The organism is Streptomyces sp. NPDC016851, from assembly GCF_055562795.1.
This window is the reverse complement of sequence record NZ_JBVHEP010000045.1, coordinates 1-26,615: the sequence shown is the minus strand read 5'-3', so window position 1 is coordinate 26,615 and position 26,615 is coordinate 1. Positions and strand designations below refer to the sequence as shown.

The following is a 26,615-nucleotide window of genomic DNA, read 5'->3' as shown; positions in this document are numbered from 1 at the left end:
CCGGCCCCCCCCCCCGGGGGGCGGCCCCCCCCCCCCCCCCCCCCTGTCCCCGGCGCGGGCCCCCCCGCGGCGGGGCCCCCGGCGGCCGCACGGGACGCCGTCCGGCAGGCGGCGGCCCGGCGGCCCGGGCGCCAGGCCGAGCAGGTGGTGCAGGTGCAGATCGGACGGCTGGAGGTCACCGCCGGCGGCGCGCCCCAGGGCGGGGGCGGCAGGCCCCGGCCACGGGACGCGGAGCGCCCGCGGGCCGCGGTCAGCCTGGCGGACTACCTGGCCAGGGGGCGCGAGTGAGGACGACGAGGTCGACGGGCGGGATGAGTGGGACGGCGGGACCGGTCGGTGGGTTGAGCAGGACGGCGAGGTCGGCTGGCGGGATGAGCGGGACGACGTGGCCGGCCGGTGAAACGAGCAGGACCACGAGACCGGCCCGCGGGACGGGCGGGATGACAGGGACCGAGGACAGGACCAGAGGGGCCGGGAACGGACGTCATGAGTAACGCACTTGCCATAGCCCATGTCACCCAGGCCCTCGCCCTGCTCATCGAGACCAACCTGCCGCCGGACATCGACATCGCGGTCAAGGTCGAGCCGCGCAAGCCTCCGGCCGACCCGCCGGCCGAGCCCACCATCACCGTGTTCCTGTACCAGGTCACGCCCAACACCTCGCAGCGCAACACCGACCTGCCCACCCGCGCAGCCGACGGCACGCTGGTCCGGCGTGCGGCCGCGCCGCTCGACCTTCACTACCTCATCAGCGCCTACGGCGAGGAGGCGGAGCTGGTCGGCCAGCGGCTCATCGGGTCGGTCGTGCGCACGCTGCACGAGATCCCCGTCCTGCCGAAGGACATCATCGAACTGGCGGGCGAACGCGCCCACTTGTCCGGGAGCAACCTGGCCGAGGCGGTCCAGCGGGTGCGGTTCACGCCCACCGTGATGGACATCGACGAGACGTCGAAGCTGTGGGGGATGCTCCACCAGACGCCGTACACGCTGTCCGTCGTCTACCAGGCAGCCCTGGTGTTCATCGACGGCCGCGAGGTCCCGGTGCCGGGCAAGCCGGTGGAGCGGCCCGAGGTACGGGTGCTGCCGTTCGGGGCGCCCGGCGCGCCGGAGCCGCCGAAGCTTCCCGAGGGGGGAGACCAGCCGGCCGTGCAGTCCGGGGCCGGGGAGCCCGAGGCCGTGCGGGAGGCGAGTACACCCCCTGCGAAGCCCGCTCCCGCGCAGTCCGCTCCCGCGAAGTCCGTTCCTGCCAAGGCGTCCGCGAAGGCCCCGGTGAAGGCCGCCGCCAAGGCTCCGGCGCGTGCCCGCAGGACCGCGAAGAAGACCGCCAAGTCCCCTGCCGAGGAGACGAGGAACACGAAGTCCGGCGGCGAGGACGCGGAGAGCTGAGGCGGCACATGGCAGCGACGGGGGCAGGAGACGACATGGGAGCGCACGGTCCGCACGAGGTGCCGGAGCCGCGTGCGGCGGCCGCACAGGGCGGCGGACCGACGCTGACCGCCGAGATCCGGCGCGTCCTGGCCCGCGTCGACGCGCATGCGGAGCGGGCCAGGAGTGGTGACCGTGACGCACCCGGGGCAGCTTCGGCGCCGGCCGACGGCGAGGAGCGCGCTGCGGCCGGAGCCACCCCGGTCACCGCCGCCGGTCCCGGAACGGCCGCCGGTCCCGGAACCGCCGCCCTCGACGCCCTCGTCGCCTGCTTCGGTCTCACCCCCTTCGAGCGCGACCTCGTCCTGCTCACCGCCGCCCAGGAACTCGACCCGACGACCGCCGCCCGCTGCGCCGCCGCGAGTGCCGACCCCGAGCGGGCCCACCCGACCTTCTCGCTCGCCCTGGCCACCCTGGCGGAACCCCACTGGAGCGCCCTCACCCCCGTGTCGCCGCTGCGTCGCTGGCGGATCGTCGAACTGGACGACGACACCCGGCTGACGACCTCCCGGCTCCGGCTCGACGAGCGCATCCTGCACTTCCTGCTCGGCTCGCCCTACCTGGACACCCGGCTGCACGGCCAGGCCCGCCGCACCCCCGTACCGGACCGGCTGCCGCCGTCGTACGACCTGGCCGCGAGCCGGGTCGCGGCGGGCTGGGCGGACGGCGCCCGGCCGGACGCGCCGCTGCTCGTCGAGCTGGTCGGCGGCGACCTGCGCAGCCGCGCCGACATCGCCGCCGCGGGCGCCGCACGCGCCGGACTCGGCCTGTACACGATGAGCGCCGAGGACGTCCCCACCGACCCCGCCGAGCGCGACCGGTTCGCCCGGCTGTGGCAGCGCGAGGCGATCCTGCTGCCCGCCGCGCTGCTGGTCGAGGCCGGCGAACTGGACCGGGACCAGCAGGCGGCGACCGAGGCGTTCCTGGCCGGGGCCGCCGTCCCCGTCGTCGTGTCGAGCGCCGACCCGCGCCGCAGCGACCGACCGCACGGCACCCGCGTGTCCGTGCCGCCCCTCGACGACGACGAACAGTTCGACCTGTGGGCGGACGCCTTCCGGGACGTGGCCGACCTCGACGACGGCGAACTGCGGTCGCTGGTCGCCCAGTTCCAGCTGCCCCCGCACGTCGTGCGCTCCGCCGCCGCCACCGTACGGCGCGAACTGCCCCACGAGGACGAGCTGGACGCCGTACAGCTGGCCTGGCGGGCCGGTCTGGACGAGGCCCGGATGGGCATGGACGAGCTGGGCCGCCGTATCGAACCACGGGCAGGCTGGGACGACCTGGTGCTGCACGAGCGGCAGACGAACGTGCTGCGGGAGATCGTCGCGCACGTGCGGCAGCGCGCCACCGTCCACCAGGAGTGGGGCTTCGCGCAGACCCTGCGCCGCGGCCTCGGCGTCACCGCGCTGTTCGCGGGCGGCTCCGGCACGGGCAAGACGCTCGCCGCCGAGGTGATGGCGAAGGAACTCGGCCTCGACCTGTTCGTCATCGACCTCTCCCAGGTCGTCAGCAAGTACATCGGCGAGACCGAGAAGAACCTCCGCCGGGTCTTCGACGCCGCCGAGGCGGGCGGTGCGCTGCTGCTGTTCGACGAGGCCGACGCCCTGTTCGGCAAGCGCAGCGAGGTCAAGGACAGCCACGACCGGTACGCCAACCTCGAAGTCAGCTATCTGCTCATGCGGATGGAGGCCTACCGCGGGCTCGCCGTCCTCACCACCAACATGAAGAAGGCCCTGGACAACGCCTTCCTGCGGCGCATCCGCTTCGTCGTCGACTTCCCCTTCCCGGCCGAGCACGAACGCGCCGAGATCTGGCGCCGCGTGCTGCCACCGCAGGCACCGGTCAAGGACCTCGACCCGCGGCTGCTCGCCCAGCTCACCGTGGCGGGCGGCTCGATCCGCAACATCGCCCTGTCCGGGGCGTTCCTGGCCGCCGAGGAGGGCGAGGCCCTGCAGATGCGGCACATGGCCGCGGCGGCCCGGACCGAATACCTGAAGCTGGAGCGCTCCCTGACGCCTACGGAGGTGCGCGGATGGGTGTGAACAGACCGCATCGGGACAGCGCGGCTGACCGTCCCGAGCCGCGCGAGATCCGCGTCGACATCGGCGAGCTGGTCCTGGACGGCTTCGGCCCGTCCGTGGACCCGCGGCGCGTGTCGGCGTCGTTCGAGCGGGAGCTGACCCGTCTCGTACGCGAACGCGGGCTGCCGCTGGCGGCGGACGGCGCCGTGTCGGTGGACGGGGTGTCGGGTCTGCCCCCGATGCCCGCCGGGTTGTCCGCGCGCCGCCTCGGCCAGGAACTGGCCCGCGCGGTGCACGCGGGGCTCTCGGGCCGTGGGGAGGTGACGCGATGACCGCGTCCGCAGCTCAGGACTCCCAGGCGGCCCAGCAGGCCGCCGCCGAGCGCCGCCGCAAACGCAAGGAGCGCGCGGCGAAGAACCGCGCGCCCGAGCCGAAGAACATCGTCAGCGGCGCCGGACAGCCGCTGGACGCCGGCGTGCGCCGGGAGCTGGAGGAGCAGCTCGGCCACGACCTGGGCTCCGTACGCCTGCACACCGACCGCGACGCGAGTGCTCTCACCGGCATGCTGGGGGCCGACGCGGTGGCGGTGGGCCAGGACATCTTCTTCGGCGAGGGCCGGTACCAGCCGGGCACGGAGCAGGGCCGCGCCCTGCTCGCGCACGAGCTGCTGCACACGATCCAACACCCGTACGCCGCCGGCATGCTGGCGGCGGGCCGTGACCTGGGCCAGGTCAGCGCGCCGCACGAGGCGGCCGAGCGCGCCGCCGAGGATGCCGCCCAGGCCGTGGCGCGCGGCGAGCAGGTACCCGAGGTCGCCCCGGAGGCCAACACTCCGGCGTGGATGCGCTACGCCACCGTCCACGCCGACCGCAATCGGCTCGAGCACCTCGACCCCGCCACGCTGGTCGACCGTCTCGCCAACACGGTCATTCGGTCGCTCCGCACCGACCCGACGGACAGCGCGCAGCGCGTCCGCGCCTCCCTGGCACCGCTCTCGGAGGAGCTTCAGGAGCGCGTACTGGATCGCCTGGAGCACCGGCTGCTCACCTCGGAGCACGACTTCGTGGTGGACCTGGTCACGGAGATCGACGAGGAAGGCCGGGCGGAGAGCGAGGCCACCGCCCGGCACCGCGGCCTCCTCGCTCCGGAGGTCGAGGAGGACGCCGCCGAGGACGTGCGGGCGGAGCGGGAGAGGGATCAGGAGGCGGCCCAGGAGGAGCAGCAGCGCACCGAGCGAACGGGGCCCGCTCCCGGCCCGGAGAAGCAGTCCGTGGACGGGGACGGGGACGGGGGCGGGGGCGGGGCGGGGAACACCGCTCTCGCCGCGGGCAGTACGCCGGAGAACGCGGGCGGCACGATCCCGCAGGGCGGCACTCCGGGTGCGGACGCCGGGAAGGCCGAGGACGAGAAGGACTCCGACCCGCTGACGGGTGGGGACGCGTCGAGCCCCAAGGGGGACGGGGAGCAGCCCACTTCGCCGGCCGCGCAGTCGGGGCAGAAGTCGGGGCAGCAGCAGGGGTCCCGGGATGCCGCGGCCGGCGGGACCGCCGGAGCGCAGGCGGCCGGGAAGCAGGACGCGAAGTCCGGCGCGGAGAAGAGCGGACAGCAGGGGCAGCAGCAGGACAAGGGGGACAAGGGGAAGCAGGGCGGCGGGAAGGACGGCGACCGGGCCGGGGCGAAGCAGGCCGAGGAGCAGGCCAAGAAGGAAGCCGGCCAGGACGAGGCGGCGGGCCCGCGCACCGACGCCGAGGACGAGGCCGCCGCCCAGGCCCGCGAGAGCGCCGCCGCGGCCGAGGCGGCCAAGATGGACGACCTCGGTCGCGACGAGGGCAGTCCCCAGGTCGCGGGCAAGGACGAGGGGTTCCCCGGCCGCGCCAGCACGCTGGACGGGGCCCGCGCCCAGGACCAGGAGGGCGAGGAGGAGCGGGAGTCCGCCGTCCAGGGCGGCGACTCCGAGGTGGAGGTCGGCGGCGGGGAGGAGAGTGCCTGGGACATCAAACTCAGGCCGGAGGACTTCCTTCCCGAGCAAAACCTCGACGTGTCGAACGTGCCGACCTCCGACCAGATCGACGAGTCCGCCGGGAACTCCGCCCCGCCCACCCCCTCCTTCTCAGCCCCGCCGCCGACCAGGGCCGAAAAGGTGCAGGCACGGCGTGAGCAGGAGGACGAGGAGGACGCCGAGCGCGAGGCCGCGGCGGAGAAGGACGACCCGGGCACCGACGACTCCCCGCCCGTGCCGGGCGCCGATGAGGCGGCGGCGGAGCAGAGCCGCCGTACGGAGAGCGAGCTCGGTCCCGAGGAGAGGCCCGAGCCGAAGCCGGCGCCGGGCGTGGCTTCCAAGGACCCCACACAGGGCGACGATCCCAAGGCGGGTCCGGTCGCCGCCGAGACCAACGCGCAGGAGGCCAGGGACCGTTCGAAGGAGACGGGCGGCGGGACGGCCGAGCAGGCCGCCAAGGAGGAGAAGGGCACGCCGACCGCGGGCGGACCGGGCGACAAGGCGTCGGGCGGCGACAAGGGCTCCGCGCAGGCCCGCTCCGACACCTCGGCGACCGAGTCCCCGTCGGACACGGCCAAGAAGGGAGCCGAAGGGGAGAAGACGGCTGCCGACGAGGGCGCTTCGGGAGCGGCGAAGCCCGAGGAGTCCCCCGGCCCGCAGGAGTCGAAGGGACCCAAGGACCAGGGCGGGAACGGAACTTCGGGAGGCTCCGCGTCCGGAGGCGGGACGACCGGCTCCGACGACTCGGCCGACACCGGTACGACACCGTCGTCCGGCTCGACTCCCAGTCCCTCTTCGGACAGCGACAACTCCGGCCCGGACACGGCGGGTTCCGGCTCACGAACGGCGTCCCGCTCCTCCTCCCGTACGGAGAAGCCGAGCCCGAGGGCACAGGAACCGCGTACCGAGGCCCCGAAGGAGCAGGCTCCGCAGCCGCAGAGCAGGGCCGACTCCGGCGGCGGTGGCGAATCCGGCTCCCGGCCCGCTCCGGCGGCAGCACGCGGTGGGGGCGGCGGTGGCGGCTCGAAGGGTGGCTCCAAGAGTTCCGCGGCCAAGGGGAAGAAGGCGTCGCAGGCTGCTCCGGACCTCTCCGGTGTCTCCCCCGAGGAGGGCCTTTCCGCCGCGTCGAACCTCAAGCCGCACCAGGCCGTCGAGGCGATGGACAGTGTCGGCGGCGCCGTGGACAAGGACGTCGGCAAGGAACACAGGCAACTGGCGTCCAAGCCGCCCGCCATGGACCGCCCCTCCGGCGCCCCGAGGACGCTGCACGGCAAACCGGATGCCGAGGAGGCAGCGCAGTACAACCAGGACAAGGCACAGCGCGCCGCGGACGCCAAGGACGAGAAGGCCGAGGTCAAGGGCGAGAAGAAGCCGGAAGGCAAGATCGAAGCCGAGGAGATGGAGGAGCCGGACTTCTTCGACCAGCTGGGGATGATGGCCGGCTACGCCATCGGTGGGATCGGCGACTGGCTCGGTTTCGACGTGACGGCGGAGGACCTGGCCGCCCAGTTCGCCGGGATGCCCACCAAGGACGAGGCCATGAAGGAGGCGCAGAACGGCACCGCTCCGGGCGTCGACATGCAGGGCCAGGCCGACGACAAGGCCACGGAGCAGGGCGGCAACACCGACGACAAGAGCCAGGAGGCCGCCGAGACCGGCGCCGACGACGCCGGTCGCAAGATGGGCGAGGACCAGGTCTACCCGGACGCGCCGAAGGAACGGCTCGAGGGGAAGGTGCCGGCCCAGCAGGGCGGCACGTCGCAGGTGGGCGGCGGCGGTGTGAGCACCGGTGCCGTACCGCCCGAAGCGGCCTCGGAAGTGGCCGAGCACGAACGCAAGCCGCAGTTCAAGAAGGCTCTCAGCGACGGCCGCCAGGACATGGGCAAGGGCCGTGAGAAGAAGACTCAGGACACCCGCAGGTCCCAGGACGAGCACAAGCGGCAGGTCGACAAGGAAGTCCAGTCCAACACCAAGGAACAGACGGGCAAGCGCGAGGGCGTCCTGACGGACGTGGACAAGCAGCGCTCCGACTGGACCAAGGAGCAGGACGAGGAGCTGAAGAAGCTCGGCACGAAGAAGTCCGACCGCGAGAAGAAGATCCGCGACGACGTCAAGAAGGAAGAGGAGGACACCGACAAGGACGTCGAGACGGAGAAGGAGACCAGCGACAAGGACATCAAGGACAAGGGCGACAAGGCCGAGGAGGAAGCGGAGAAGAAGAAGGACGAGAAGGTCGACGACTCCAAGGGCTGGCTGTCGAAGACGCTCGACTGGATCAAAGAGAAGTTCATCGAGTTGCGGGACAAGGTCGTCCAGATCATCAAGGACGCCCGGAACGCGATCATCGAGGCGCTGAAGAGCTTCAAGGAGACGGTCGAGGGCTGGATCAACGCGGCCCGCGAGGGCATCGTCGAGATGATCAAGCAGTTCATCGAGGACCTGATCGAGTTCGTCACGTCCTTGGTGGAAGCGGTCGTCGAAATCGCCCGCCGCATCCGCAAGTTCATCACGGACCTGATCAACGCGGCGCTCGCGTTCGTCACCCAGCTCGCCAACGCGCTGAAGCAGATCATGAAGGATCTGCTGGAGTCCATCGCGAAGCTTCTCAGCGACATCCTGAACGTCCTGAAGAAGATGCTTCTCGACGTTCTCAAGGCGTGCAAGGACGCGCTCAAGTCGATCCTCGACTTCGCGACGAAGTTCATCGCCGCCTTCGGCGAGTTCATGATGATCCTGGTCGACATCCTCTCGGACCCGGGCGGCTGGCTGAGCGGCGCGAAGAACTCCGCGTACGACGGCGCGAAGAACCACCTCTTCAACGAGGTCAAGAGCGCCGTGAAGCAGTGGTTCAACGACAAGGTCAAGGAGATCACCGGCCTGACCGAAGCCGTCTGGAACAAGCTCATGAAGGGCGGCTTCACCGTTGAGAAGATCGCCAAGGAGGTGTGGGACGCGATCGTCCCCCAGCTCCCGTTCATCATCGGTGAGATCGTCATCACGAAGGTGCTGGCGAAGCTGATCCCCGGCGCCGGCTGGGGCGCGGCCATCCTGGAGGCCATCCAGGCCGCGATCGGCTCACTGGGCGAGATCCTCAAGGCCATCGGCGCCGTCATCACCTGGCTGAAGTCCGTACGCCAGGGCGGCGCGGGCGTCCTCTTCGCGAAGGCGATAGCGGCGGGCATCGTGGTCCTGCTGGAAATGGCCTACGAGCTGATCCTCAGCGGGATCGGCAAGTACGTGTCGAAGGTTGGCACCCGCTTGAAGGGCGTCGCCGCGAACCTGGGCAAGGACAAGGGCGGCGCGAAGGACAAGGGCAAGGACGGGCAGGGCGGGGACGAGGGCACGCCCTCCTCGACACCACCCAAGGCACAGACGTCCACGACGCCACCCGGCAGAAAGTCCCAGGACGCACCGGCCAAGCCGAAGGGTCAGGACAGTCCGGGCAAACCCAAGGAGCAGGACGGTCCTGACAAGCCGAAGGACCGGACCCCTCCAGGCAAGCCGAAGGACAAGGACGGTCCGGTCAAGCCCAAGGACATGGACGGTCCGGTCAAGCCCAAGGAAACTCAGACCCCCTCACCCAAGCCGACGAAGCCCAAGGGCCCCACGAACAAGAACGACAGGACCGACGCCAAGTCCGACGACAAGAACAACACCCCGAGCGACAAGTCGACGAACCCGACACCGCCGACGTCCAAGGACAAGAACGGCAAGCCGAAGAACGAGGACCAGCAGTCGGACAGGGACAAGCAGGACACGAAGCCGACTCCAGCCCCGAAGCCGAGCACTCCCAAGCCCCGGCCCGACAGGACCGAGGGGCCTGGTGGGCCGAAGAAGGACACCACCAGGGACGACACGGACAAGGACCAGAGGCCCGAAAGCAATAAGAACAAGACTGACGCCGACAGCAAGAAGGACACGTCCGACTCGGACGGCGGCAACAAGAAGGACAGCGACGGAAGCAGCAAGAAGGACACGGAGGACAAGAACCGCAAGGACCCGGACAGCGACGGCAAGGGCAAGAACGAACCCGGAAGGCCGAAGACTGAGACCGCGAAGGACGAGAGAAAGAAGGAGGAGAAGGAGAGCAAGGAAGACAGCCTCGCGATCAAACTGCAGAAAATCCACCGCCAGCTCAAGCCGAAATTGGATCGCAGCATTCCGGAGTCCAGCTGGCCGATGGTGCTGGACAGTTATCGCCGACTCTACCGGCTGACCAGGCTCTGGGAGCAAGGCGGAGAGTCATTCAGACTCTGGGGGAAGGGCAGCCCACAGCAACCAGGACCGACGACTGGTGTTCACACGATACAAAAGAAAGTGAGCACCACACCCTTGGGGTACCCGGACCCTGAACCACATGCACCCCCGTTCGCGAACGGCGCGCAGCTCGAACCCAAGTCGTTCACCCAGCGATTTATAAATCAGCGATGGGCGGATGCTCACGGAGAAAAGCCAAGTGGCCCCATGTGGAAAGTCGAAAATTCGGCCGGGTTTCAGTACATCGCCCGGTACAACAATTGGAAAAGCGCACGAGGAAAGCCTGCCCAGTTTGACCTGATGCATTTGCTGCCGCGAGAGGTTGGCGGTCCCGCGCAATCCACCAACTTCGTGCCGGCCCCCAATGCGATCAACGCAGGATTCTACCGTTCGTTCGAAAGTAAGGCCGCCAACAAATTCGGCCACACCAAGGGTGGCGCATTCGACACCAAAAATCCTGGCGACTATCACGTGGAGTTGGAGTTGTTCAAGGGTCCCGCAAGCGGATACCCCGCAGGGAAGTATCCGAAGTGGTTCCCGAAAAAGATGTATGCCATGTACCGTTCGCACGAACGTAAGCCTGGTCGATCGGGGGACAGTAAAACAGACTGGACGCTCGGATCATGGATACGGTCAGGGGCTCTCACCTTCGATCCGCCCCCGCTCCCTGGAAGTCCACCCCCAATCGACATGAACACAGTCGACCTGAGCGGAAAGGGGCAGAGAGCAGCTCGGATTCAGGTTCTACTCGGGCGTAACAAGGATGTCGTGAAGGCGGTGAGCAGCCTCCGCCCGTTTAGCGGTATAGGCGACATGGAAGCAAAGCTCAAAGCACCACCGACCGGATCTGCGGTCGCAGGAATCGCAAGAATCTGGCCAGAAATCAAGGACAACTACGACAAGGGCCTGTTCACCTTGTGACGAGGAACGGAAGTCGGCGTGTTCAACCAGATCGAGAAGGCTCACCTGGCCTCACTGGGAGAGTTGTCCCAGCAGCCCTCGATTGTGATCATCGACGAGCTGCGCGGTGAGGTGAATCAGTCGTTCTCCGAGCTACTGCCACTCACTGATTTCGAGCGGGACTGGGAAGACGTAGCTCTGGACGCCGATGCCCTCGACGATTCATTGAGGCTGGACGAGATAGGAGTTTGCTGGGAAACGAGGGATCCGCTTCCGCACTTCTTCGGCGAATATCGAATTCCCAGCCCCTATGAGATCCTCACGCAAGGATCCCAAGATGTTCACGGAATGCAGCGAAGCGAGCGTGAGTTTATGCGACAGCTCAGGTACATCGACCACGCCTGGCAATCTGGCTCGGGGTCCACGACGTGGATGCGAATGTCACCGAACATGTCTCCTCTCGAGATCTGGCATCACGATTTGACTATGGTCGGCGGCGATCCCTACCCGTACGGATTTGTAAAGCTCGACCTCACATACCGCAAGTACATCGAGACCTTGGTCGTGACGAAGGGAGCCCGGGGCTGGCAATACCTGTTCGCGGACATCCCCTTCCGGGACAGTCCCATCGAGGACATCGTAGAAAATGTCCATGACATGTTGCGGGTTTTCCCCGATCTCTTTCCCCGACATGACTACTCCGAGTTGCAGGCACGTTGGGAGGAACGGCAGTGACCCGCTACGCAGACATCCCCAAACCCATCCGCTCCGGAATAGTCCTCCTGGACCCCGAGCGCGGCACCCCCCAACGCATCATCGTCCTCCAGTTCAACCCCGACACCCTCGAACGCAGCCTCTCGCCCCAGTCGGCAGGAGGCAGTGGGGATTCCGGCGGAGGGGGCAGTGGGAGCGGGGACAGAAACGAGGCCCTCCGGCTCAAAGGGCCGGCCCAGGAGACCTGGAAGTTCACCGCCGAGATCGACGCCACCGACCAGTTCGAGATCGCCGCGCCCGACGGTATCCACCCCCAGCTCGCCGTGCTCGAAATGCTCGTGCAGCCGACCTCCGCGCAGCTCAGGGAAGCGAGCCGGCTGTCGAAGAAGGGGACCATCGAGATCAGTCCGATCGAGATGCCGCTGACCCTGTTCACCTGGGGCAGCAAGCGCGTCATGCCCGTGCGGCTGACGGAGCTGTCCATCAACGAGTCCGCCTTCGACGTCAACCTCAACCCCATCCGGGCCTCCCTGAGCATCGGCCTCAAGGTGCTGACCGTCAGCGACCTGCCGCTCGGTCACCCCGGTGCCGAGCTGTACTACGCGCACCTCGCGCAGAAGGAACGCCTCGCCGGCGCGGCACGCACCGCGGGGCTCGGATCGCTGGGGCTCAGGCCCGGTGACATCACGGTGGGAAGGGGCTGAGCACCGGACATGGCCGGCATCGAACCGTACGAGAGCGCGCTCGACGCGATACCCGGGGCACACCCGTACCCGCGGACCAGCCGCTACCACGACGCCGAGATCGGGGTGCACCGGCAGCCCGACGGGACCGAAGTGCGCTACACCAAGCGCCGGTTGCTCCCGCCCCTCGAGGAGAGCGAGGACACGCAGGTCCACACCGTGCGGACCGGGGAGCGTCCCGACCTGCTCGCCCAGCGCTACTTCGGCGACCCCGGCCAGTGGTGGCGGATCGCCGACGCCAACCCCGTACTGGACCCGCGTGAGCTGACCGCCGAGCCGGGCAGCGAGGTCGACATCCCGCTCGCCGGGAACTTCCCGCGGGGGGACCGGCGTGTCTGAACTGCCGGTGGGCCGCGGCCCCGTTCACATCACCCTGCACATGGGACCGCAGCTGGTGCGGCCCGTTCCCGCCGAGGTGACCGAGGCCCTGCTGTCGGCGCAGATCACGGCCACGGCAGGGGAGCGCAGCGGTTTCCAGCTGGCCTTCGACCTCACCAAGAACGGACTCATCAACCGCACCCTCCTGCCCGAGGGCTTCTTCGACCCGAAGACGCGCCTCGTCGTGACCGTCACCGTCCGCGGCACGCCCGAGGTGCTGTTCGACGGGCTGATCGTGCGCCAGGAGGTCGGGGCCAGCAACCAGCCGGGGCACTCCACGCTCACCGTCACCGGCGAGGACCTGGCCCTCGTCATGGACCTGGAGGAGCGCACGGACCGGTACCCCAACATGCCGCCGTCGCAGCGGGTCCTGACCATCCTGCGCCGCTACTCCGGCTACGGCATCCGGCCCGACGTGTACACCGAGAAGGTCACCCAGCCCCCGCACCAGGACCTCCGCGTCCACTACCAGACGGGCACCGACCTCCAGTACATCAACGACCTGGCCCGGGCCAACGGCTACACCTTCTACCTGGAGCCCGGCCCGGCCCCCGGGCAGTCCAGCGCCCGCTGGGGGCCCGAGGTCCGCCTGGGCATCCGCCAGCACGCCCTCAACGTCAACATGGACGCCCACTCCACCGTCGACCAGCTGACCTTCGCCTACGACGGGACGGCACGGGAGGAACCACAGGCCCGCTGGCAGGACCCGGGGACCCGGCTGTCGACCCTGCTGCCGCAACCGCCGATCAGCCCGCTGCGGCCACCCCTCGGCAAGCGGCCCACCCCCGCCCTGAAACGCAGGACGCTCTCCGGCACCGCCAAGCAGCAGCGGGAACAGGCCGAGGCCGAACTGCTCGCCCGGGCCGCCGTGTCCGCCGACGTCATCTCCGGTTCCGGCTCGCTCGACGTCAACCGGCACGGCTACATCCTCCAGCCGCGCCAGCTGGTCGGCGTGCGCGGCTCGGGCCGTACGTACGACGGCGACTACTACGTCAAGTCCGTCACGCACACCCTGCGCCCGGGCTCCTTCCGGCAGAACTTCACGCTCTCCCGAGAGGGACTCGAAGCACGCAGCGCCTACGTGAGGCCCTGATCAGCGCCTGCACCAAGCCCTGATCAGCGCCCGCACCAGGACCCGGATCCACCCGACCGATCATCACGACCAGGAGCAGTACACATGGCGGCACCCAATCGCTACCTCGGCAAGTTCCGCGGACGGGTCGTGGACAACAACGATCCACTGCACATCGGCCGCATCACCGTCGAGGTCCCGGACGTCCTGGGCGACGAGCCGTCGACCTGGGCGCTGCCCTGTCTGCCGTTCACGGGGCCGCAGGCCGGGCAGTTCGTGGTGCCGTCGCCCGGGGCCGGTGTGTGGGTCGAGTTCGAGCAGGGCGACCCCAGCTTCCCGGTGTGGACGGGCTGCTGGTACGGGGAACAGGCCGAACTGCCGCCCGACGCCCGCCGGCTCGTCCAGCCGGCGTCCCAGGCCAAGCCCGTCGTGGTCCAGACACCCGAGGCACACAAGATCGTGATGAGCGATCCGCCCGGCACCGACCAGGGGATCCTGCTCCAGGCCCAGGGCGGGGCGTACATCCGCATCACCAAGGAAGCCATCGTGATCTCCAACGGCCTGGGCGCGGAAATCACCCTGCGCGGCGACCAGGTGGACGTGAACGAGGGCCAGTTGACCGTCGCGTCCAAGCGATAGAAACGGGGGAAGGAACAACGTGTCCGGGACATCCGGGAGTCTGCTCGACACCGCCGCCGTGATCGGCTGCCCGCACGGCGGGCGCGTCACGGCGGCCACTCCACCGGCCGGCGGCGTACGCGTCGCGGGCGCCGCCGTCGCCACCACCGCGCACAGCTACGTGGTCACCGGCTGCCCGCACACCGTCGACCGGGTGCCCATGCCGTGCGTCACGGTCCGCTGGACCGCGGGCGGCAGCGGCATCACCGTCGACGGCGCGCCCGTGCTGCTCGACATCTCAGCCGCCCAGTGCTTCACCGCGGCCTTCGTCCCGCAGGGACCGCCCGTCGTCCAGGGCACGCAGCGAAAGGTCACCGTCCGATGAGTCCCACGAGCCGCGGGACACGCCCCCGCAGCGACATCGCCTTCCCGTTCCGCGCGGACCGCCGCGGACGCACCGCGCACGCCACCCCCGGCGAGCACGTCCACGACCTGATCGAGCAACTGCTGTTCACCAGCCCCGGCGAGCGCGTGATGCGCCCCGACTTCGGCTGCGGGCTCCTCGACCTGGTGTTCACCCCCAACAGCCCCGAACTGATCAGCACGCTCGAACTCTCCGTCCAGGCCTCGCTCCAGAGCTGGCTCGGCGACCTCATCGACGTCGAAGCCCTCGACGTCGTCAGCGAGGACCACGTCGTGCGCGTGTACCTGTCGTACGCCCTGCGCGCCACCGGCACCCGGCACGAGGACGTCTTCGAAGGGAGGGCGGCATGACCACCACCACGTCCCGCCGATCCCGCGTGCGGGCCGCCCAACTCAACGGAGTCGACACCGTCGAGGCCGGCGACGACGGCCTGCTGCTCACCGTCACCTTCCTCGGCAAGGCCCCGCACGGCCTCGGCCCCGAGAACGTCCGCATCGACGGCGGCCGGCGCGTCACCGGCATCACCGCCGTCGACGTCAGCGTCGAACGCGAGGAGGACCCCGAGCTCGACGACCGGCTCTACGTCACCCTCGACAAGGCCGGCGACACCTCCCGCTACCGGCTCTCCCTCGTCGAGGCCGACCCGTACGGACGGCCCGGCACCGAGCCGTACCGCGGCTTCGACCAGCGCTACCACAGCGCCACGTTCTCCTTCCGGCCCGACTGCCCCACCCCCTTCGACTGCAAGGACGACGACCGGCCGGAGCCGGACTTCCCCGCCGCGCCCGTCATCGACTACACGGCGCGCGACTACGACACCATCCGCAAACTGCTCCTGGACCGGCTCGCGCTCACCACCCCCGACTGGGTGGAGCGCAACCCCGCCGATCTGGGCACGACCCTCGTCGAACTCCTCGCGTACACCGGCGACCAGATCAGCTACCAGCAGGACGCCGTCGCCACCGAGGCCTACCTCGACACCGCCCGCCGCCGCGTCTCCGTACGCCGCCACGTGCGGCTCATCGACTACGCGATGCACGACGGCTGCAACGCCCGCGCCTACGTCACCGTCCGCACCGCGGACGACCTCACGCTCGCCCCGGGCACCTTCCGCTTCGCCTCCGTCGACGTGCGCAGCCTCGACCCGCACGACCGCCCCGAGCCGGGCACCGTCATCGACGAGAGCGAGCTCGGCGACCTCGACGAGCGCGGCTCGGTCGAGGTGTTCGAACCGGTCGTCGCCACCGACCCGCTGGAGCTGCGGGTCGCGCACAACGCGATCCGGCTGTGGACGTGGGGCGGCGAGGTGTGCACCCTGCCGAAGGGCGCCACCGCCGCCACCCTGCGGGACGCCTGGGTGGACCCGGAGACCTGCCGCGAACGCCGTCTCGACCTCAAGCCCGGCGACGTCATCGTCCTCGAGGAGGTGAAGGGCCCGCGCACCGGCACCCCCGGCGACGCCGACCCGAGCCACCGCCAGGCCGTCCGCCTCACGTCCGTCACGCCCGGCCTGGACCGGATCGAGGACCAGCCGGTCCTTGAGGTCACCTGGGCAGCCGAGGACGCGCTGCGCTTCCCGCTCTGCCTCACCACCCGCGGCGGACGCGACTGCCTCCCCGTCGAGGACGTCACGCTCGCCCGCGGCAACGTCGTCCTCGTCGACCACGGCCGGACCCTGACCGGGCTGCCCGAGACGGTCACCGTGCCGCCCGTGCCCGCCGTGACCGCCCCCTGCGATCCACCCGCGTTCGGCTGCCGGGACACCGAGGAGGGCAACGCGCCCGCGCGGCTCATCAACGCCCTCACGGACAAGACCCGGTCGGGCCGGGCGCTCGTCCCCGACGACGTCCGCGAACTCTTCGAGGTCGTCGGCGAGCGAGCCACCGCACGCGCCGGCCTCGGCCTGGAGAGCGCCGGGCAGCGGCACGAACAGGTCGTGCCCGGCACGGCGTACGCCCAGACCGCCGCGCTGCGCACCCTGCTCGCCCAGTCCGTCTACCCGGGCATCGCGCCCCGCTTCCGCCCGGTCCTCGGCCGCACGCCCGTCACCCAGGCGGTGCCCTTCCCCGACCCCGGCACCGTCGCCGCCGGGCAGGCCGAGCGGATCGCCGCCATCCCGGGCCGCATCCGGCAGCGGCTGGTCGAACTGTGGCGCAGCGCCCGCGACCGCGACGGGCTCGGTGAGCGGGAGGTAGCCGAACTCGCCGTGGTCTACGGCCTGAACGTACTGGAGCGCTTCGAACTGCGCCGCCACCCGGTCCGCGCCCTGCGCGAACTGCTGTACCGCAGCGACCAGTTGCTCGACACCAAGCTGCGCCGCGTCGAGGTCCTCGCCGCCCGGGCCCGCGCGGGCACGGTCCTCGACGGGCACATCGCCTGGGAGATCGCCCACAGCTGGGGCCCGGCCTACGCGGCCGGCCTCCACCCCGAGGAGACGGTGCTGCGCGGATCGGCGACCGCCGCCCTCGCCCAGGACCCGCGCCGGGCGCTGCCCGCCGTACGCGTCCACGGCGACGACGAGACCTGGGAGCCGCGCCGTGACCTGCTCGACAGCGGTCCGCGCGAGCGGCACTTCGTGGGCGAACTGGAGGACGACGGCCGTCTGGCCCTGCGATTCGGCGACGGACGGCACGGCGCCAAGCCCACGCCCGGTTCCCGTCTGGCCCTGCGCTACCGACTCGGCGGCGGCACCGCCGGCAACGTCGGCGCCGAGGCCATCAACCACCTTGTCGTCCAGGGTGATTGCGAAGCCCCGGCCGTCACCGTACGCAACCCCTTGCCGGCGGTGGGCGGCACCCAGCCCGAACCCGTCGAGCAGGTACGCCAGTTGGCCCCGCTCGACCTGCGCCGCACCCGGCTGCGCGCCGTGACCGCCGAGGACTACGCGGCCCTCGCGGGTGAACTGCCGGGCGTGCAGCGGGCGGCGGCCGCACTCCGCTGGACCGGCAGCGTCCAGGAGGCGCACATCGCGATCGACGCGTACGGCACCGCCGCCCCGTCGCCGGAGCTGCTCGACTCGGTCGCCCAGGCGCTGGAGACGTACCGGCGCATCGGCCACGACCTCGTCGTGGGCCCCGCCCGCCTGGTACCGCTCGACATCGCGCTCACGGTGTGCGCCGAGCCGGGCCACCAGCACGGGCAGATCCTGGCCGAGCTGTACCGCGTGCTCGGCAGCGGACGGCTGCCGGGCGGACGGCTCGGCTTCTTCCACCCCGACGCGCTCACCTTCGGCGAACCGGTCCGGCTCAGCCGCCTGGTCGCCGTCGCCGCGGCCGTGCCCGGAGTGGCGAGCGTCGAGGTCACCCGGCTGCGGCGGCTGCACGGACAGGACCGAGGAGAGAGGGAGGACGGCGTGCTGCGGCTCGGCCCGCTGGAGATCGCCACCTGCGACAACGACCCGGACCGGCCGGAGAACGGCCTGCTGGCGATATCCCTGGGAGGTGCCCGATGACGGACACGCACCCGGTCACCGCGACCGACGAGTGCGGCTGCGGCGGCGCCTGCCGCGGCGGCCACGACGAGCGCCTCGCGCCGGCCCCGCTGCACAACCCGCCCGGCCGCACCGCGCTGGACTACCGCGTCGGCGAGTACGGCTCCTTCCTGGCCGCCCTGCTCGACCGGCTCGCCTCACCCGCCTACCCCGCCCTGAACCGGCTCACCGTCCGCACCCCGGACGACCCGGCGATCGGCCTGCTCGACGCCACCGCCGTCCTCGGCGACCTGCTCACCTTCCACTCCGAGCGCATCGCCGACGAGGCCTACGTCCGCACCGCCAACGAGCACCGCTCCCTGGTGCTGCTCGGCCGGCTCGTCGGACACCGGCCCCGCCCCGGCGTCGCCGCCGCCACGCACCTGGCGTACACCCTCGAACGCGACCCGCGCGCCGAGGCCCAGAACGTGCTGATCCCGCGCGGTGCGCGCAGCCACAGCGTGCCGGCGTCCGCCGGCGAGGAGTCGCTGACGTTCGAGACCAGCCGCGACCTGTCGGCCCGCTGGGACTTCAACGAGCTGAAGGTTCGCCGCCGCCGTCCCTCGCTCGTCACCCCGCGGGACCTCGAGAAGCGCTCCGAGCTGTTCGTCGAGGGCACCGCGCACTCCCTGCGGACCGGGGACCAGTTGCTGTTCGTCTTCGGGGAAGGCGCCGGCGGCGAGCGCAAGCTGGTGTCGGTGGCGGACACGCGCGTCGACCGGGACGACGACGTCACGGCGATCTCCCTGCCGAAGGCTCCGCCGCCGAGCCTGAAGGAACTTGTCGACGAAGTGCGGCGCTGGACGGCTCCGCCTGTGCAGCCGGGCGAGCCGGGGGAGGAGCCACCGACCCCGGAGGTGCCCAACCCGCGTCCGGTCAGTCGGCTCATCGAGGACTTCGAGGACCAGGTCCTGGAGCCCCTGAGCGAGGACCTGGACGGCGTGAAGACGCCCGAGCGGCTCGCGGCCCGCCTCGCGGAACCTCTCGCCCGGCTCGGTGAGGCTCAGGTGCTGGCCGAGCCGTATGAGGACGTGGCGGAGTGGTTCGAGCGGTTGGAAGCGGTGCTCGCCGAACTCGCCGAGCGAGCGCTGGAGTTGGCGCCTGCTCAGACGGATGGGGAGGGTGCGTCGATGGGGGGTCGGCCGTCTGCGGCGCCGTCTGGGCCGGTCGCGCCCACGCGGCGGAGCCGCATATCGACACGGCCCGCGCCCCTGAGGGGCGACTCGCGCACTGCCGCTTGGGATGCCCTGGGCGCCATACTCCCCGCCCTTCGCGCCACCACGCCCACCCCAGCGGGCACCTTCGGCCGACAACTCCCCGGCACCGACACCGCCCGCCTCCTCTCCGCCCTCAACCCCGGCCTCGGCAGCCTCTACCCCGCCTGGCGCACGGCCGCCGCCCCCGGCGCACCGCAGCTCCTGCGCGAACTGCTCGCCCTGCGCGTCACCGCGGCCCCCTTCGGTGCCACGGCCCCGCTCAAGCCGGTCCAGGACGACCGCGGCCGGGTCATCCGCACTGCCGACTGGCCGCTGACAGGTGCGGTGCTGGCGACCATGCGCGTCGTGTACGACACGGCGGGCAAGAGCCCGGTCCGGGCCGAGTTCCAGTACGTCGAGGGCAGCAGCTCCGACCAGCGCGCGGAGAACCTGCCCGTCACCCAGCCGGTCACCTTCACGCTCGGTCCCGGCCAGGTCGAGCTGTCCGTGCGCTCCGGCCAGGACCGCGACCTGAACTGGCTCAACCGGCGGCCCGCCGACTCCCAGGAACCCGGCGTCACCGCCCGCCTCCACTCGGGCCTGCCCGAACGCACCCTGTTCGTGTCGCGGCCCGACGACGAGGGCCTGGTTCACGTCGGCGTCCACAACGGCACGTCCGAGCAGATCGCCCTGCGGCCGGGCGCGGCCGAACAGTTCACGCACGGCGAGCACGAGGTCAGCCTCAAGTACACGGTGGGCAGCGCCGAACCCAACGTCGAGATCGTCATCGCCACTAAGCCGGAGCAGGTCAACCGCAGCACGCTCCAGCTGGACACCGTGCACGAGGGCATCACCGTCGGCAGCTGGGTGGCGATCCAACGGCCCGCCAAGGGCGCGGACAAGGGCGTCCCCGGCGATCCGAAGCTGGCGTTCGTCACCACCCAGGTGAAGGCCGTGCGTACGGCCGCGTACACCAACTACGGCATCACCGGCCGCGGCACCGAACTCACCCTCGCCGACGCCTGGCTGGACGAGTTCGACGTGCTCCTGTCGCACATCCGCGACACCACCGTGCACGCGGCGGGCGAGCCGCTGCGCCTCGCCGACGAACCGCTCGGTGAGGACGTGCACGGCAACGAGATCGAACTCGCCGAGCTGTACGAGGGCCTCAGGCCGGGCCGCACGCTCATCGTCGAGGGCGAACGCAGCGACATCCCCGGCACGGCGGGCGTCCGGGCCACCGAGGTCGTCACCATCGCCGCCGCCGACCCCGCAGCGGACCGCCGGATCCCCGGCGATCACATCCACACCCGGCTCACTCTCACCGCCGACCTCGCCCACCGCTACCGCCGCGAGACGGTCCGCGTCCTCGGCAACGTCGTCGAGGCCACCCACGGCGAGAGCCGTGAGGAGGCCATCGGCAGCGGCGACTCGGACCGCGTCAACCAGACCTTCGCGCTCTGGCAGTCGCCGCTGACCTGGCTCGCCGACGACAACCCCCTCGGCGCCACGCCGGTGCTGGAGGTCCGGGTCGACGGTGTGCTGTGGCACGAGGTCGACAGCCTCGCTGGACGCGGCCCGACCGAGCGGGTCTACATCACCGGCTCCACGGCCGACGGACGTACCACGGTGACCTTCGGCGACGGTGTGCACGGCGCCCGGCTGCCCTCCGGCCACGAGAACGTCCGCGCCCGCTACCGCTTCGGCACCGGCAAGGGCGCGAACGTCCCGGCGGACCGCGTCACCCAGCCGCTCACCCGGCCCCTCGGCGTCACCGCGGTCACCAACCCGCGCCCGGCCACCGGCGGCGCGGACGCCGACGGCCCGGGCCTGACCCGCCGTACCGTCCCGCTGGCCGTCTCGGCCCTGGACCGGCTGGTCTCCGAGTCCGACTACGAGGACTTCGCCCGCTCCCGGGCCGGTATCGGCCGGGCCTCGGCGCGCGAACTCTTCGACGGACGGCGGCGCGTGCTGCACGTGACGGTCGCGGGCACCGACGATGTGCCCATCGCGCCGGACTCCGACACCCTGCGCGCGCTGCGCGGCGCCCTGACCGAGTACGGCGACGCGAACCTCCCGGTCCGCGTGGACGGCCGGGAACTGGTCCTGCTGCTGATCGCCGCCAAGGTGAAGGTGGCCCCCGACCACTCCTGGCAGATCGTCGAGCCGCGCCTGCGGCAGGCCCTGCTGAACCGGCTCGGTTTCGAGGGCCGGGAGCTGGGCCGCCCCGCCCGCCTCTCCGAGGTCCTGGCCACCGCCCACACCGTGCCCGGCGTCGACTACATGGACGTCGACGCCTTCACCGGCGTGCCCGCCTCCGCCACCCCGGGCGAGCTCACCGAGCTGCTGACCCGGCCCGGCCCGCCCAGGGCGACCGTCCCGGCGCACCCGGCGACGTACGACGAGAAGACCCACACCGTCCGCGCCGACGACGGTGAGACGCTCTCGGAGATCTGCGCCCGGTACGGCCTGCCGCTGGCCGAACTCCTGCGCCTCAACCCCGACATCACCGACACCCGGCGCCTGCCCAAGGGCCGGTCGGTGTACGTCTTCCGCGGCATCCGCCCGGCCCAGCTCGCGCTGCTGTCGCCCCGGGCCGCGGACACCCTGATTCTGACGGAGGTCAAGTGATGTCCCCGGACACCCATTTGGAGACGCCGGACCCGGTGGTGCCCAGGGAACCGGACGGGCTCGCCGAACTGCTGCCCCGCTGGCACCTGCTGCGCGACGCCGAGGAGGGCGAGCCGCTGCGCGCCCTGCTGGCGGTGATCGCCGAGCAGCTGGACCGTGTCCGCGACGGCGTCCAGCAGGGCTACGAGGACCTGTTCGTGGAGACGGCGGCCCCCTGGGTGCTGCCGTACCTCGGTGACCTGGTCGGCTACCGCACCCTGCCCGGCTACGAGCGCGTCCTCACCACCGGCCTGCACGAGGGCGGCCGGGCGGCCCTGGCCGAGGCGGTCGCCCCACGCGGGGACGTGGCCGCCACGGTCGCGGGCCGCCGCCGCAAGGGCACCCTGCACCTTCTGGAAGAGCTGTCCGAGCGGGTGGCGGGCTGGCCCGCGCGGGCCGTCGAGCTGTCCCGGCAGGTCGCCCACACCCAGCCGGTGAAGCTGTACGGCGCCGGGGAGCGTGGTACGCGCGGACGCCTCGTCGACCTGCGGGACGGCGCCGAACTCGCCCTGGACAGCGGCCCGTTCGCCAACGCGGCCCGTACGGTCGACGTGCGCCGCGCCGAGTCACGGCACCGGCAGGGCGGCTGGAGCCCGGCCGGTGTCGCGCTCTTCGTGTGGCGGCTGAAGGCGTACCCGCTGACCCGGAGCCCGGCCTACTGCATCGACCGGGCCCGCAACCTCTACACCTTCTCGATCCTCGGCAACGACACCCCGCTGGTCACCAAGCCGTTCCCGGAGCCCTCGCCGGCGCACATCGCCACCGCCGACAACGTGCCCGCGTTCGTCACCCGCCGCCTCCTGCACGACCGGCTGCTCGACTACTACGGCCCCGGCAAGAGCTTCGTGATCCGCCTCGACGGCGAGGACAACCCCGTACCGCCCTCGGACATCGTGGTCGCCGACCTGTCCGACTGGCGCTACCGGCCGAAGCGCGGCCAGGTGGCCGTCGACCCCGAGCTGGGCCGGATCGCCTTCGGGTCGCGCTCCGCGCCCCGGCAGGGCGTGTGGGTGGACTACCACTACGCGTTCGGCGCCGACATGGGCGGCGGCGAGTACGAGCGCGGCCGCGAACCGCGCCCGGATGCCGAGGTGTACCGGGTCGGGCCCGGACAGCCGTATCGGCAGATCATGGACGCCTACCGGGCCTGGCAGCACGACCGCCGGGCCGACCGCACCGGCCCCGCCGGCATCATCGAGATCACGCACAGCGGCGCCTACCAGGAGCAGCTCGACTTCGACCTCGACCCGGGCGACCGGCTCGAACTGCGCGCCGCCGAGGGCACCCGCCCCGTCGTCCGCCTCCTCGACTGGTACAGCAACCGCCCCGACGCCCTCAACATCCGCGCGGTGTCCGACGACTGCGCCTCGCACGAGCGGCCGCGTGTCGTCCTCGACGGGCTGCTCGTCGCCGGGCGCGGCATCAACGTGGCGGGCGCGATGGGCGCCGTCGTCCTGCGGCACAGCACGCTCGTGCCCGGCTGGTCCCTGGAGCCCGAGTGCGAGCCGCACTCGCCCGAGGAGCCGAGCATCGTCCTGGACCGCACCACCGCCTGCCTCCAGATCGAGCACAGCATCCTCGGCACCATCGAGGTCATCGGCGACGAGGTGAGCGAAGACCCCCTCGACATCCACATCCGCGACAGCGTCCTCGACGCCACCGCCGACGACCGCGAGGCCCTGTCCGCCCCGGACTGCCGCCACGCCCACGCCGTGCTGCACCTGCACCGCACCACCGTCATCGGCGAGATCCACACGCACGCCGTGAAGATCGCCGAGAACAGCGTCTTCACGGGCCGGCTCCACGTGGCCCGGCGCGGCATCGGCTGCCTGCGCCACTCCTACGTCCCCACCGGCTCCCGCACCCCGCGCCGCCACCGCTGCCAGCCCGAACAGGCCCCAGGCATCAGGCCGTTGTTCACCTCCCAGCGCTACGGGACGCCCTGGTACGGGCTGCTCGCGGACCGCTGCCCCGAGGAGATCCGGCGGGGCGCGGACGACGGCGCCGAGATGGGCGCCTTCCACGACCTGTACCGGCCGCAGCGCGAGGACGGCCTCAGGGCCCGGCTCGCCGAGTACACGCCCGCGGGCACCGACGCCGGGATCTTCTTCGTGACGTGAGGCGCCCGCCCGCCACCGACCTTGTGAACCCGCACTTCTGAACCAGGGGGGACACCCTTCATGCACGCAGACCTCTCCCGCTCCACATTCCGCCCGGAGCGGCACTACTCCGCAGTCGTCGCCCAGCAGGGCCGCGTCCAGCTCGACGCCGACCTCAACGAACAGGCCGCGATCCAGCTCCACCAGACCCGCAGCCTCGCCGCCGACCTGATCGGGCCGCACGGCGGGCCGCGCGACGCCGCCGGTTTCCGCATCGAGTACGTCGGCGGCAAGCACGAGATCGACACCCTCCTCATCCACGGCGGCCGTTACTACGTCGACGGCATCCTGTGCGACGCCGGACGCCCGGCCGCCGGCGTGCCCGTCACCGACGAGGACAGCGAGGAATCGGCGCCGGAGCCGCCCGCGCACTGGACCTACTGGGACCAGCCCGACGCCTTCCGCGACCCGGAGAAGCCCGGCGACCGGCTGCCCTCACCCGCCCAGACGCCGTTCGTCGTCTACCTGAACGTGTGGGAGCGCTCGGTCACCGCTGCCGAGGACCCCGCGCTGCGCGAGGTCGCCCTTGGCGCGGCCATGCCCGACACCGCCGCCCGCCTGAAGGTCGTCTGGCAGGTACTGCCGCTGTCCCTCGCGGCGCTGGAGGTCGAGGAGACCGACCCGTCCAAGGAGGTCGTCCGCGCCGCGTTCACCCGCTGGGCGCAGCGCCAGTCGGCCCCCTCGGCCCGGCTCGCCACCCGCAGCGAGCGGCCCGACCACGCCGACGAGGACCCGTGCCTGGTCAAGCCGGACGCCCGCTACCGCGGCCCGGAGAACCAGCTGTACCGGGTGGAGGTCCACGAGGGCGGCGAGGCGAAGGACGCCACCTTCAAGTGGTCCCGCGAGAACGGCTCCGTCGTCTTCCCCGTCGACGAACTCGACGGAACCTGGGCGCAGTTGGCCTCCCTCGGCCACGACGACAAGCTGGACCTGGACGTCGGCGACCACGTGGAGTTCGTCGACACCGCCTACGCCTCCCGCCTGGAGCCCCTGCCGCTGCTGCGGGTCGAGGAACTGGACCTGCCGGGCCGCCGCGTCCGCCTGTCCGCCGAACCCGCCCCGGGCGTCGGACGGCTCGCCCATCTGAACCCGTACCTGCGCCGCTGGGACCACCGCGGCGGCCCGAAGCGCAAGGGCCGCACCACCGCCCTGCGCGGTGGCGCGGTCCCCGTCACGGAGGGGGAGTGGCTGCCCCTGGAGGACGGCGTCGAGGTGTACTTCGCCAAGGGCGGCGCCTACCGCACGGGCGACCACTGGATCGTCCCCGCCCGCACCGCCACCGGCAGCGTCGAGTGGCCGGTGGACGCGGCCCGCCGCCCCCTCCTCCAGGGCCCGGCCGGCATCGCCCGGCACTTCGCCCCGCTGGCCCTGATCAAGGGCGAGGGCAGCGCCGTCGACCTGCGCCTGGCGTTCGGCCCGCTGGCGAGCAGCATGCCGCCCGCGGACGATGCCGCACTCGCGGCCGAGGAGCAGGCCCACCGCGAGGAACTGGCCGCCGAGGACCCCTCCCACGGGCGGTCCCAGACCACAGCCGAGGCGGAAGCCGCCGTGGAAGGAGACAACTGATGGCCAAGCCCCTGAGCGCGTCGAAGCTGGTGGAGATCCTCAGAGCCGAGGGCCTGACCGTGCACGAGGTCCGCAGCTGGCGCACCCACAACCGCAACAGCAAGGGCCCCTGGGGCCCGGTGAACGGCGTGATGATCCACCACACCGTCACCTCCGGCACCGCCGCCTCCGTCGACATCTGCTACGACGGCTACTCCAGCCTGCCCGGCCCGCTGTGCCACGGCGTCATCGACAAGAAGGGCCACGTCCACCTGGTCGGCAACGGCCGCGCCAACCACGCCGGCCTCGGCGACGGCGACGTCCTGCGCGCCGTGATCAACGAGTCGAGGCTGCCGGCCGACAACGAGGCCGACACCGACGGCAACCGGCACTTCTACGGCTTCGAGTGCGTCAACCTCGGCAATGGCAAGGACCCGTGGCCCGAGGCGCAGAAGGAGGCCATCGAGAAGGTGTCGGCGGCGATCTGCCGCCACCACGGCTGGTCCGAGCGCTCCGTCATCGGCCACAAGGAGTGGCAGCCGGGGAAGGTCGACCCGCGCGGCTTCACCATGGACAGCATGCGGGGGCGCATACGCGACCGGCTCAAGGGCGCCGGAGGCGGCAGCAAGCCGGCCCCCGACCCCAAGCCGTCGCCCAAGCCGTCCTACGAGCCGTTCCCCGGCGCCGCGTTCTTCCACGTCGGACAGCGCTCACCGATCATCACGGCGATGGGCCGCCGCCTGGTCGCCGAGGGGTGCAGCCGCTACGAGGAGGGGCCGAGCCCCGACTGGAGCGAGGCCGACCGCCGGTCCTACGCGCTCTGGCAGCAGAAGCAGGGCTTCTCCGGCAAGGACGCCGACGGCATCCCCGGCAAGCTCACCTGGGACCGGCTGAAGGTGCCGAAGTCCAAGTAGCGACCGGGGTGCGCCCCCCCGCGCGGGGGGGCGCCCCCCCCGTGTTGACCCCCGGGGCCGCCCCCGCGCGTGCTCCGGGAGGGTCCCCCCCAAGTAAACCGTGTAGTCCCG

17 protein-coding genes are annotated in these 26,615 nt (G+C 71.5%); all 17 read left to right on the top strand.

Features of this window, described 5'->3' with window-relative positions:
- Positions 1-153: 153 nt before the first annotated feature.
- Complete coding sequence (locus tag ACZ3I3_RS40400) at positions 154-288, top strand: hypothetical protein (protein WP_467372828.1); 135 nt, start codon at positions 154-156, stop codon at positions 286-288.
- Positions 289-486: 198 nt separating this feature from the next.
- The gene (locus ACZ3I3_RS40395; RefSeq protein WP_467372827.1) at positions 487-1,386 is read left to right on the top strand and encodes a Pvc16 family protein; all 900 of its coding nucleotides are present in this window, start codon (positions 487-489) and stop codon (positions 1,384-1,386) included.
- 35 nt (positions 1,387-1,421) lie between these two features.
- Positions 1,422-3,467 carry an ATP-binding protein gene (locus ACZ3I3_RS40390; protein WP_467372826.1) on the top strand — a complete coding sequence of 682 codons (2,046 nt, stop codon included), beginning with the start codon at positions 1,422-1,424 and terminating at the stop codon, positions 3,465-3,467.
- Positions 3,458-3,778, top strand: coding sequence for a hypothetical protein (locus ACZ3I3_RS40385; protein ID WP_467372825.1), 321 nt, complete (start codon positions 3,458-3,460; stop codon positions 3,776-3,778). Before ACZ3I3_RS40390 ends, ACZ3I3_RS40385 begins: the two co-directional genes overlap by 10 nt.
- On the top strand, positions 3,775-10,623 hold the full coding sequence (locus tag ACZ3I3_RS40380; protein ID WP_467372824.1) for an eCIS core domain-containing protein: 6,849 nt from the start codon (positions 3,775-3,777) through the stop codon (positions 10,621-10,623). Before ACZ3I3_RS40385 ends, ACZ3I3_RS40380 begins: the two co-directional genes overlap by 4 nt.
- An 18-nt stretch (positions 10,624-10,641) precedes the next feature.
- Entirely contained in the window at positions 10,642-11,337 is a 696-nt protein-coding gene (locus ACZ3I3_RS40375; RefSeq protein ID WP_467372823.1) for a hypothetical protein, read from the top strand.
- On the top strand, positions 11,334-12,020 hold the full coding sequence (locus ACZ3I3_RS40370) for a hypothetical protein (protein ID WP_467372822.1): 687 nt from the start codon (positions 11,334-11,336) through the stop codon (positions 12,018-12,020). Before ACZ3I3_RS40375 ends, ACZ3I3_RS40370 begins: the two co-directional genes overlap by 4 nt.
- A 9-nt stretch (positions 12,021-12,029) precedes the next feature.
- A complete protein-coding gene (locus ACZ3I3_RS40365) occupies positions 12,030-12,398 on the top strand; it encodes a LysM peptidoglycan-binding domain-containing protein (RefSeq protein ID WP_467372821.1) in 369 nt (122 codons plus the stop codon).
- Positions 12,391-13,530 carry a hypothetical protein gene (locus tag ACZ3I3_RS40360; RefSeq protein WP_467372819.1) on the top strand — a complete coding sequence of 380 codons (1,140 nt, stop codon included), beginning with the start codon at positions 12,391-12,393 and terminating at the stop codon, positions 13,528-13,530. The genes ACZ3I3_RS40365 and ACZ3I3_RS40360 overlap by 8 nt, the downstream gene beginning before the upstream one ends.
- Positions 13,531-13,614: 84 nt before the next feature.
- Positions 13,615-14,148, top strand: a complete 534-nt coding sequence (locus ACZ3I3_RS40355; protein WP_467372817.1) for a phage baseplate assembly protein V — start codon at positions 13,615-13,617, stop codon at positions 14,146-14,148.
- Between the two features lie 19 nt (positions 14,149-14,167).
- Complete coding sequence (locus ACZ3I3_RS40350) at positions 14,168-14,512, top strand: hypothetical protein (protein WP_086854391.1); 345 nt, start codon at positions 14,168-14,170, stop codon at positions 14,510-14,512.
- A complete protein-coding gene (locus ACZ3I3_RS40345) occupies positions 14,509-14,901 on the top strand; it encodes a GPW/gp25 family protein (protein ID WP_467372815.1) in 393 nt (130 codons plus the stop codon). Before ACZ3I3_RS40350 ends, ACZ3I3_RS40345 begins: the two co-directional genes overlap by 4 nt.
- A complete protein-coding gene (locus ACZ3I3_RS40340) occupies positions 14,898-18,002 on the top strand; it encodes a putative baseplate assembly protein (RefSeq protein ID WP_467372813.1) in 3,105 nt (1,034 codons plus the stop codon). The genes ACZ3I3_RS40345 and ACZ3I3_RS40340 overlap by 4 nt, the downstream gene beginning before the upstream one ends.
- Complete coding sequence (locus ACZ3I3_RS40335) at positions 17,999-21,847, top strand: putative baseplate assembly protein (protein ID WP_467372811.1); 3,849 nt, start codon at positions 17,999-18,001, stop codon at positions 21,845-21,847. Before ACZ3I3_RS40340 ends, ACZ3I3_RS40335 begins: the two co-directional genes overlap by 4 nt.
- Positions 21,847-24,006: a hypothetical protein gene (locus tag ACZ3I3_RS40330; RefSeq protein WP_467372809.1), complete on the top strand. Its 2,160-nt coding sequence runs from the start codon at positions 21,847-21,849 to the stop codon at positions 24,004-24,006. Before ACZ3I3_RS40335 ends, ACZ3I3_RS40330 begins: the two co-directional genes overlap by 1 nt.
- Before the next feature lie 60 nt (positions 24,007-24,066).
- Positions 24,067-25,611, top strand: a complete 1,545-nt coding sequence (locus ACZ3I3_RS40325) for a DUF6519 domain-containing protein (RefSeq protein WP_467372808.1) — start codon at positions 24,067-24,069, stop codon at positions 25,609-25,611.
- Entirely contained in the window at positions 25,611-26,504 is an 894-nt protein-coding gene (locus ACZ3I3_RS40320) for a peptidoglycan-binding protein (protein ID WP_467372806.1), read from the top strand. The genes ACZ3I3_RS40325 and ACZ3I3_RS40320 overlap by 1 nt, the downstream gene beginning before the upstream one ends.
- Positions 26,505-26,615 lie beyond the last annotated feature (111 nt).

Excerpts from the sequence above, each read along its gene's own strand:
- ACZ3I3_RS40395 (WP_467372827.1), top strand. The coding sequence starts at position 487 with ATGAGTAACGCACTTGCCATAGCCCATGTCACCCAGGCCCTCGCCCTG.
- ACZ3I3_RS40390 (WP_467372826.1), top strand. The coding sequence starts at position 1,422 with ATGGGAGCGCACGGTCCGCACGAGGTGCCGGAGCCGCGTGCGGCGGCC.
- ACZ3I3_RS40385 (WP_467372825.1), top strand. The coding sequence starts at position 3,458 with ATGGGTGTGAACAGACCGCATCGGGACAGCGCGGCTGACCGTCCCGAG.
- ACZ3I3_RS40380 (WP_467372824.1), top strand. The coding sequence starts at position 3,775 with ATGACCGCGTCCGCAGCTCAGGACTCCCAGGCGGCCCAGCAGGCCGCC.
- ACZ3I3_RS40365 (WP_467372821.1), top strand. The coding sequence starts at position 12,030 with ATGGCCGGCATCGAACCGTACGAGAGCGCGCTCGACGCGATACCCGGG.
- ACZ3I3_RS40355 (WP_467372817.1), top strand. The coding sequence starts at position 13,615 with ATGGCGGCACCCAATCGCTACCTCGGCAAGTTCCGCGGACGGGTCGTG.
- ACZ3I3_RS40345 (WP_467372815.1), top strand. The coding sequence starts at position 14,509 with ATGAGTCCCACGAGCCGCGGGACACGCCCCCGCAGCGACATCGCCTTC.
- ACZ3I3_RS40340 (WP_467372813.1), top strand. The coding sequence starts at position 14,898 with ATGACCACCACCACGTCCCGCCGATCCCGCGTGCGGGCCGCCCAACTC.
- ACZ3I3_RS40335 (WP_467372811.1), top strand. The coding sequence starts at position 17,999 with ATGACGGACACGCACCCGGTCACCGCGACCGACGAGTGCGGCTGCGGC.
- ACZ3I3_RS40330 (WP_467372809.1), top strand. The coding sequence starts at position 21,847 with ATGTCCCCGGACACCCATTTGGAGACGCCGGACCCGGTGGTGCCCAGG.
- ACZ3I3_RS40325 (WP_467372808.1), top strand. The coding sequence starts at position 24,067 with ATGCACGCAGACCTCTCCCGCTCCACATTCCGCCCGGAGCGGCACTAC.
- ACZ3I3_RS40320 (WP_467372806.1), top strand. The coding sequence starts at position 25,611 with ATGGCCAAGCCCCTGAGCGCGTCGAAGCTGGTGGAGATCCTCAGAGCC.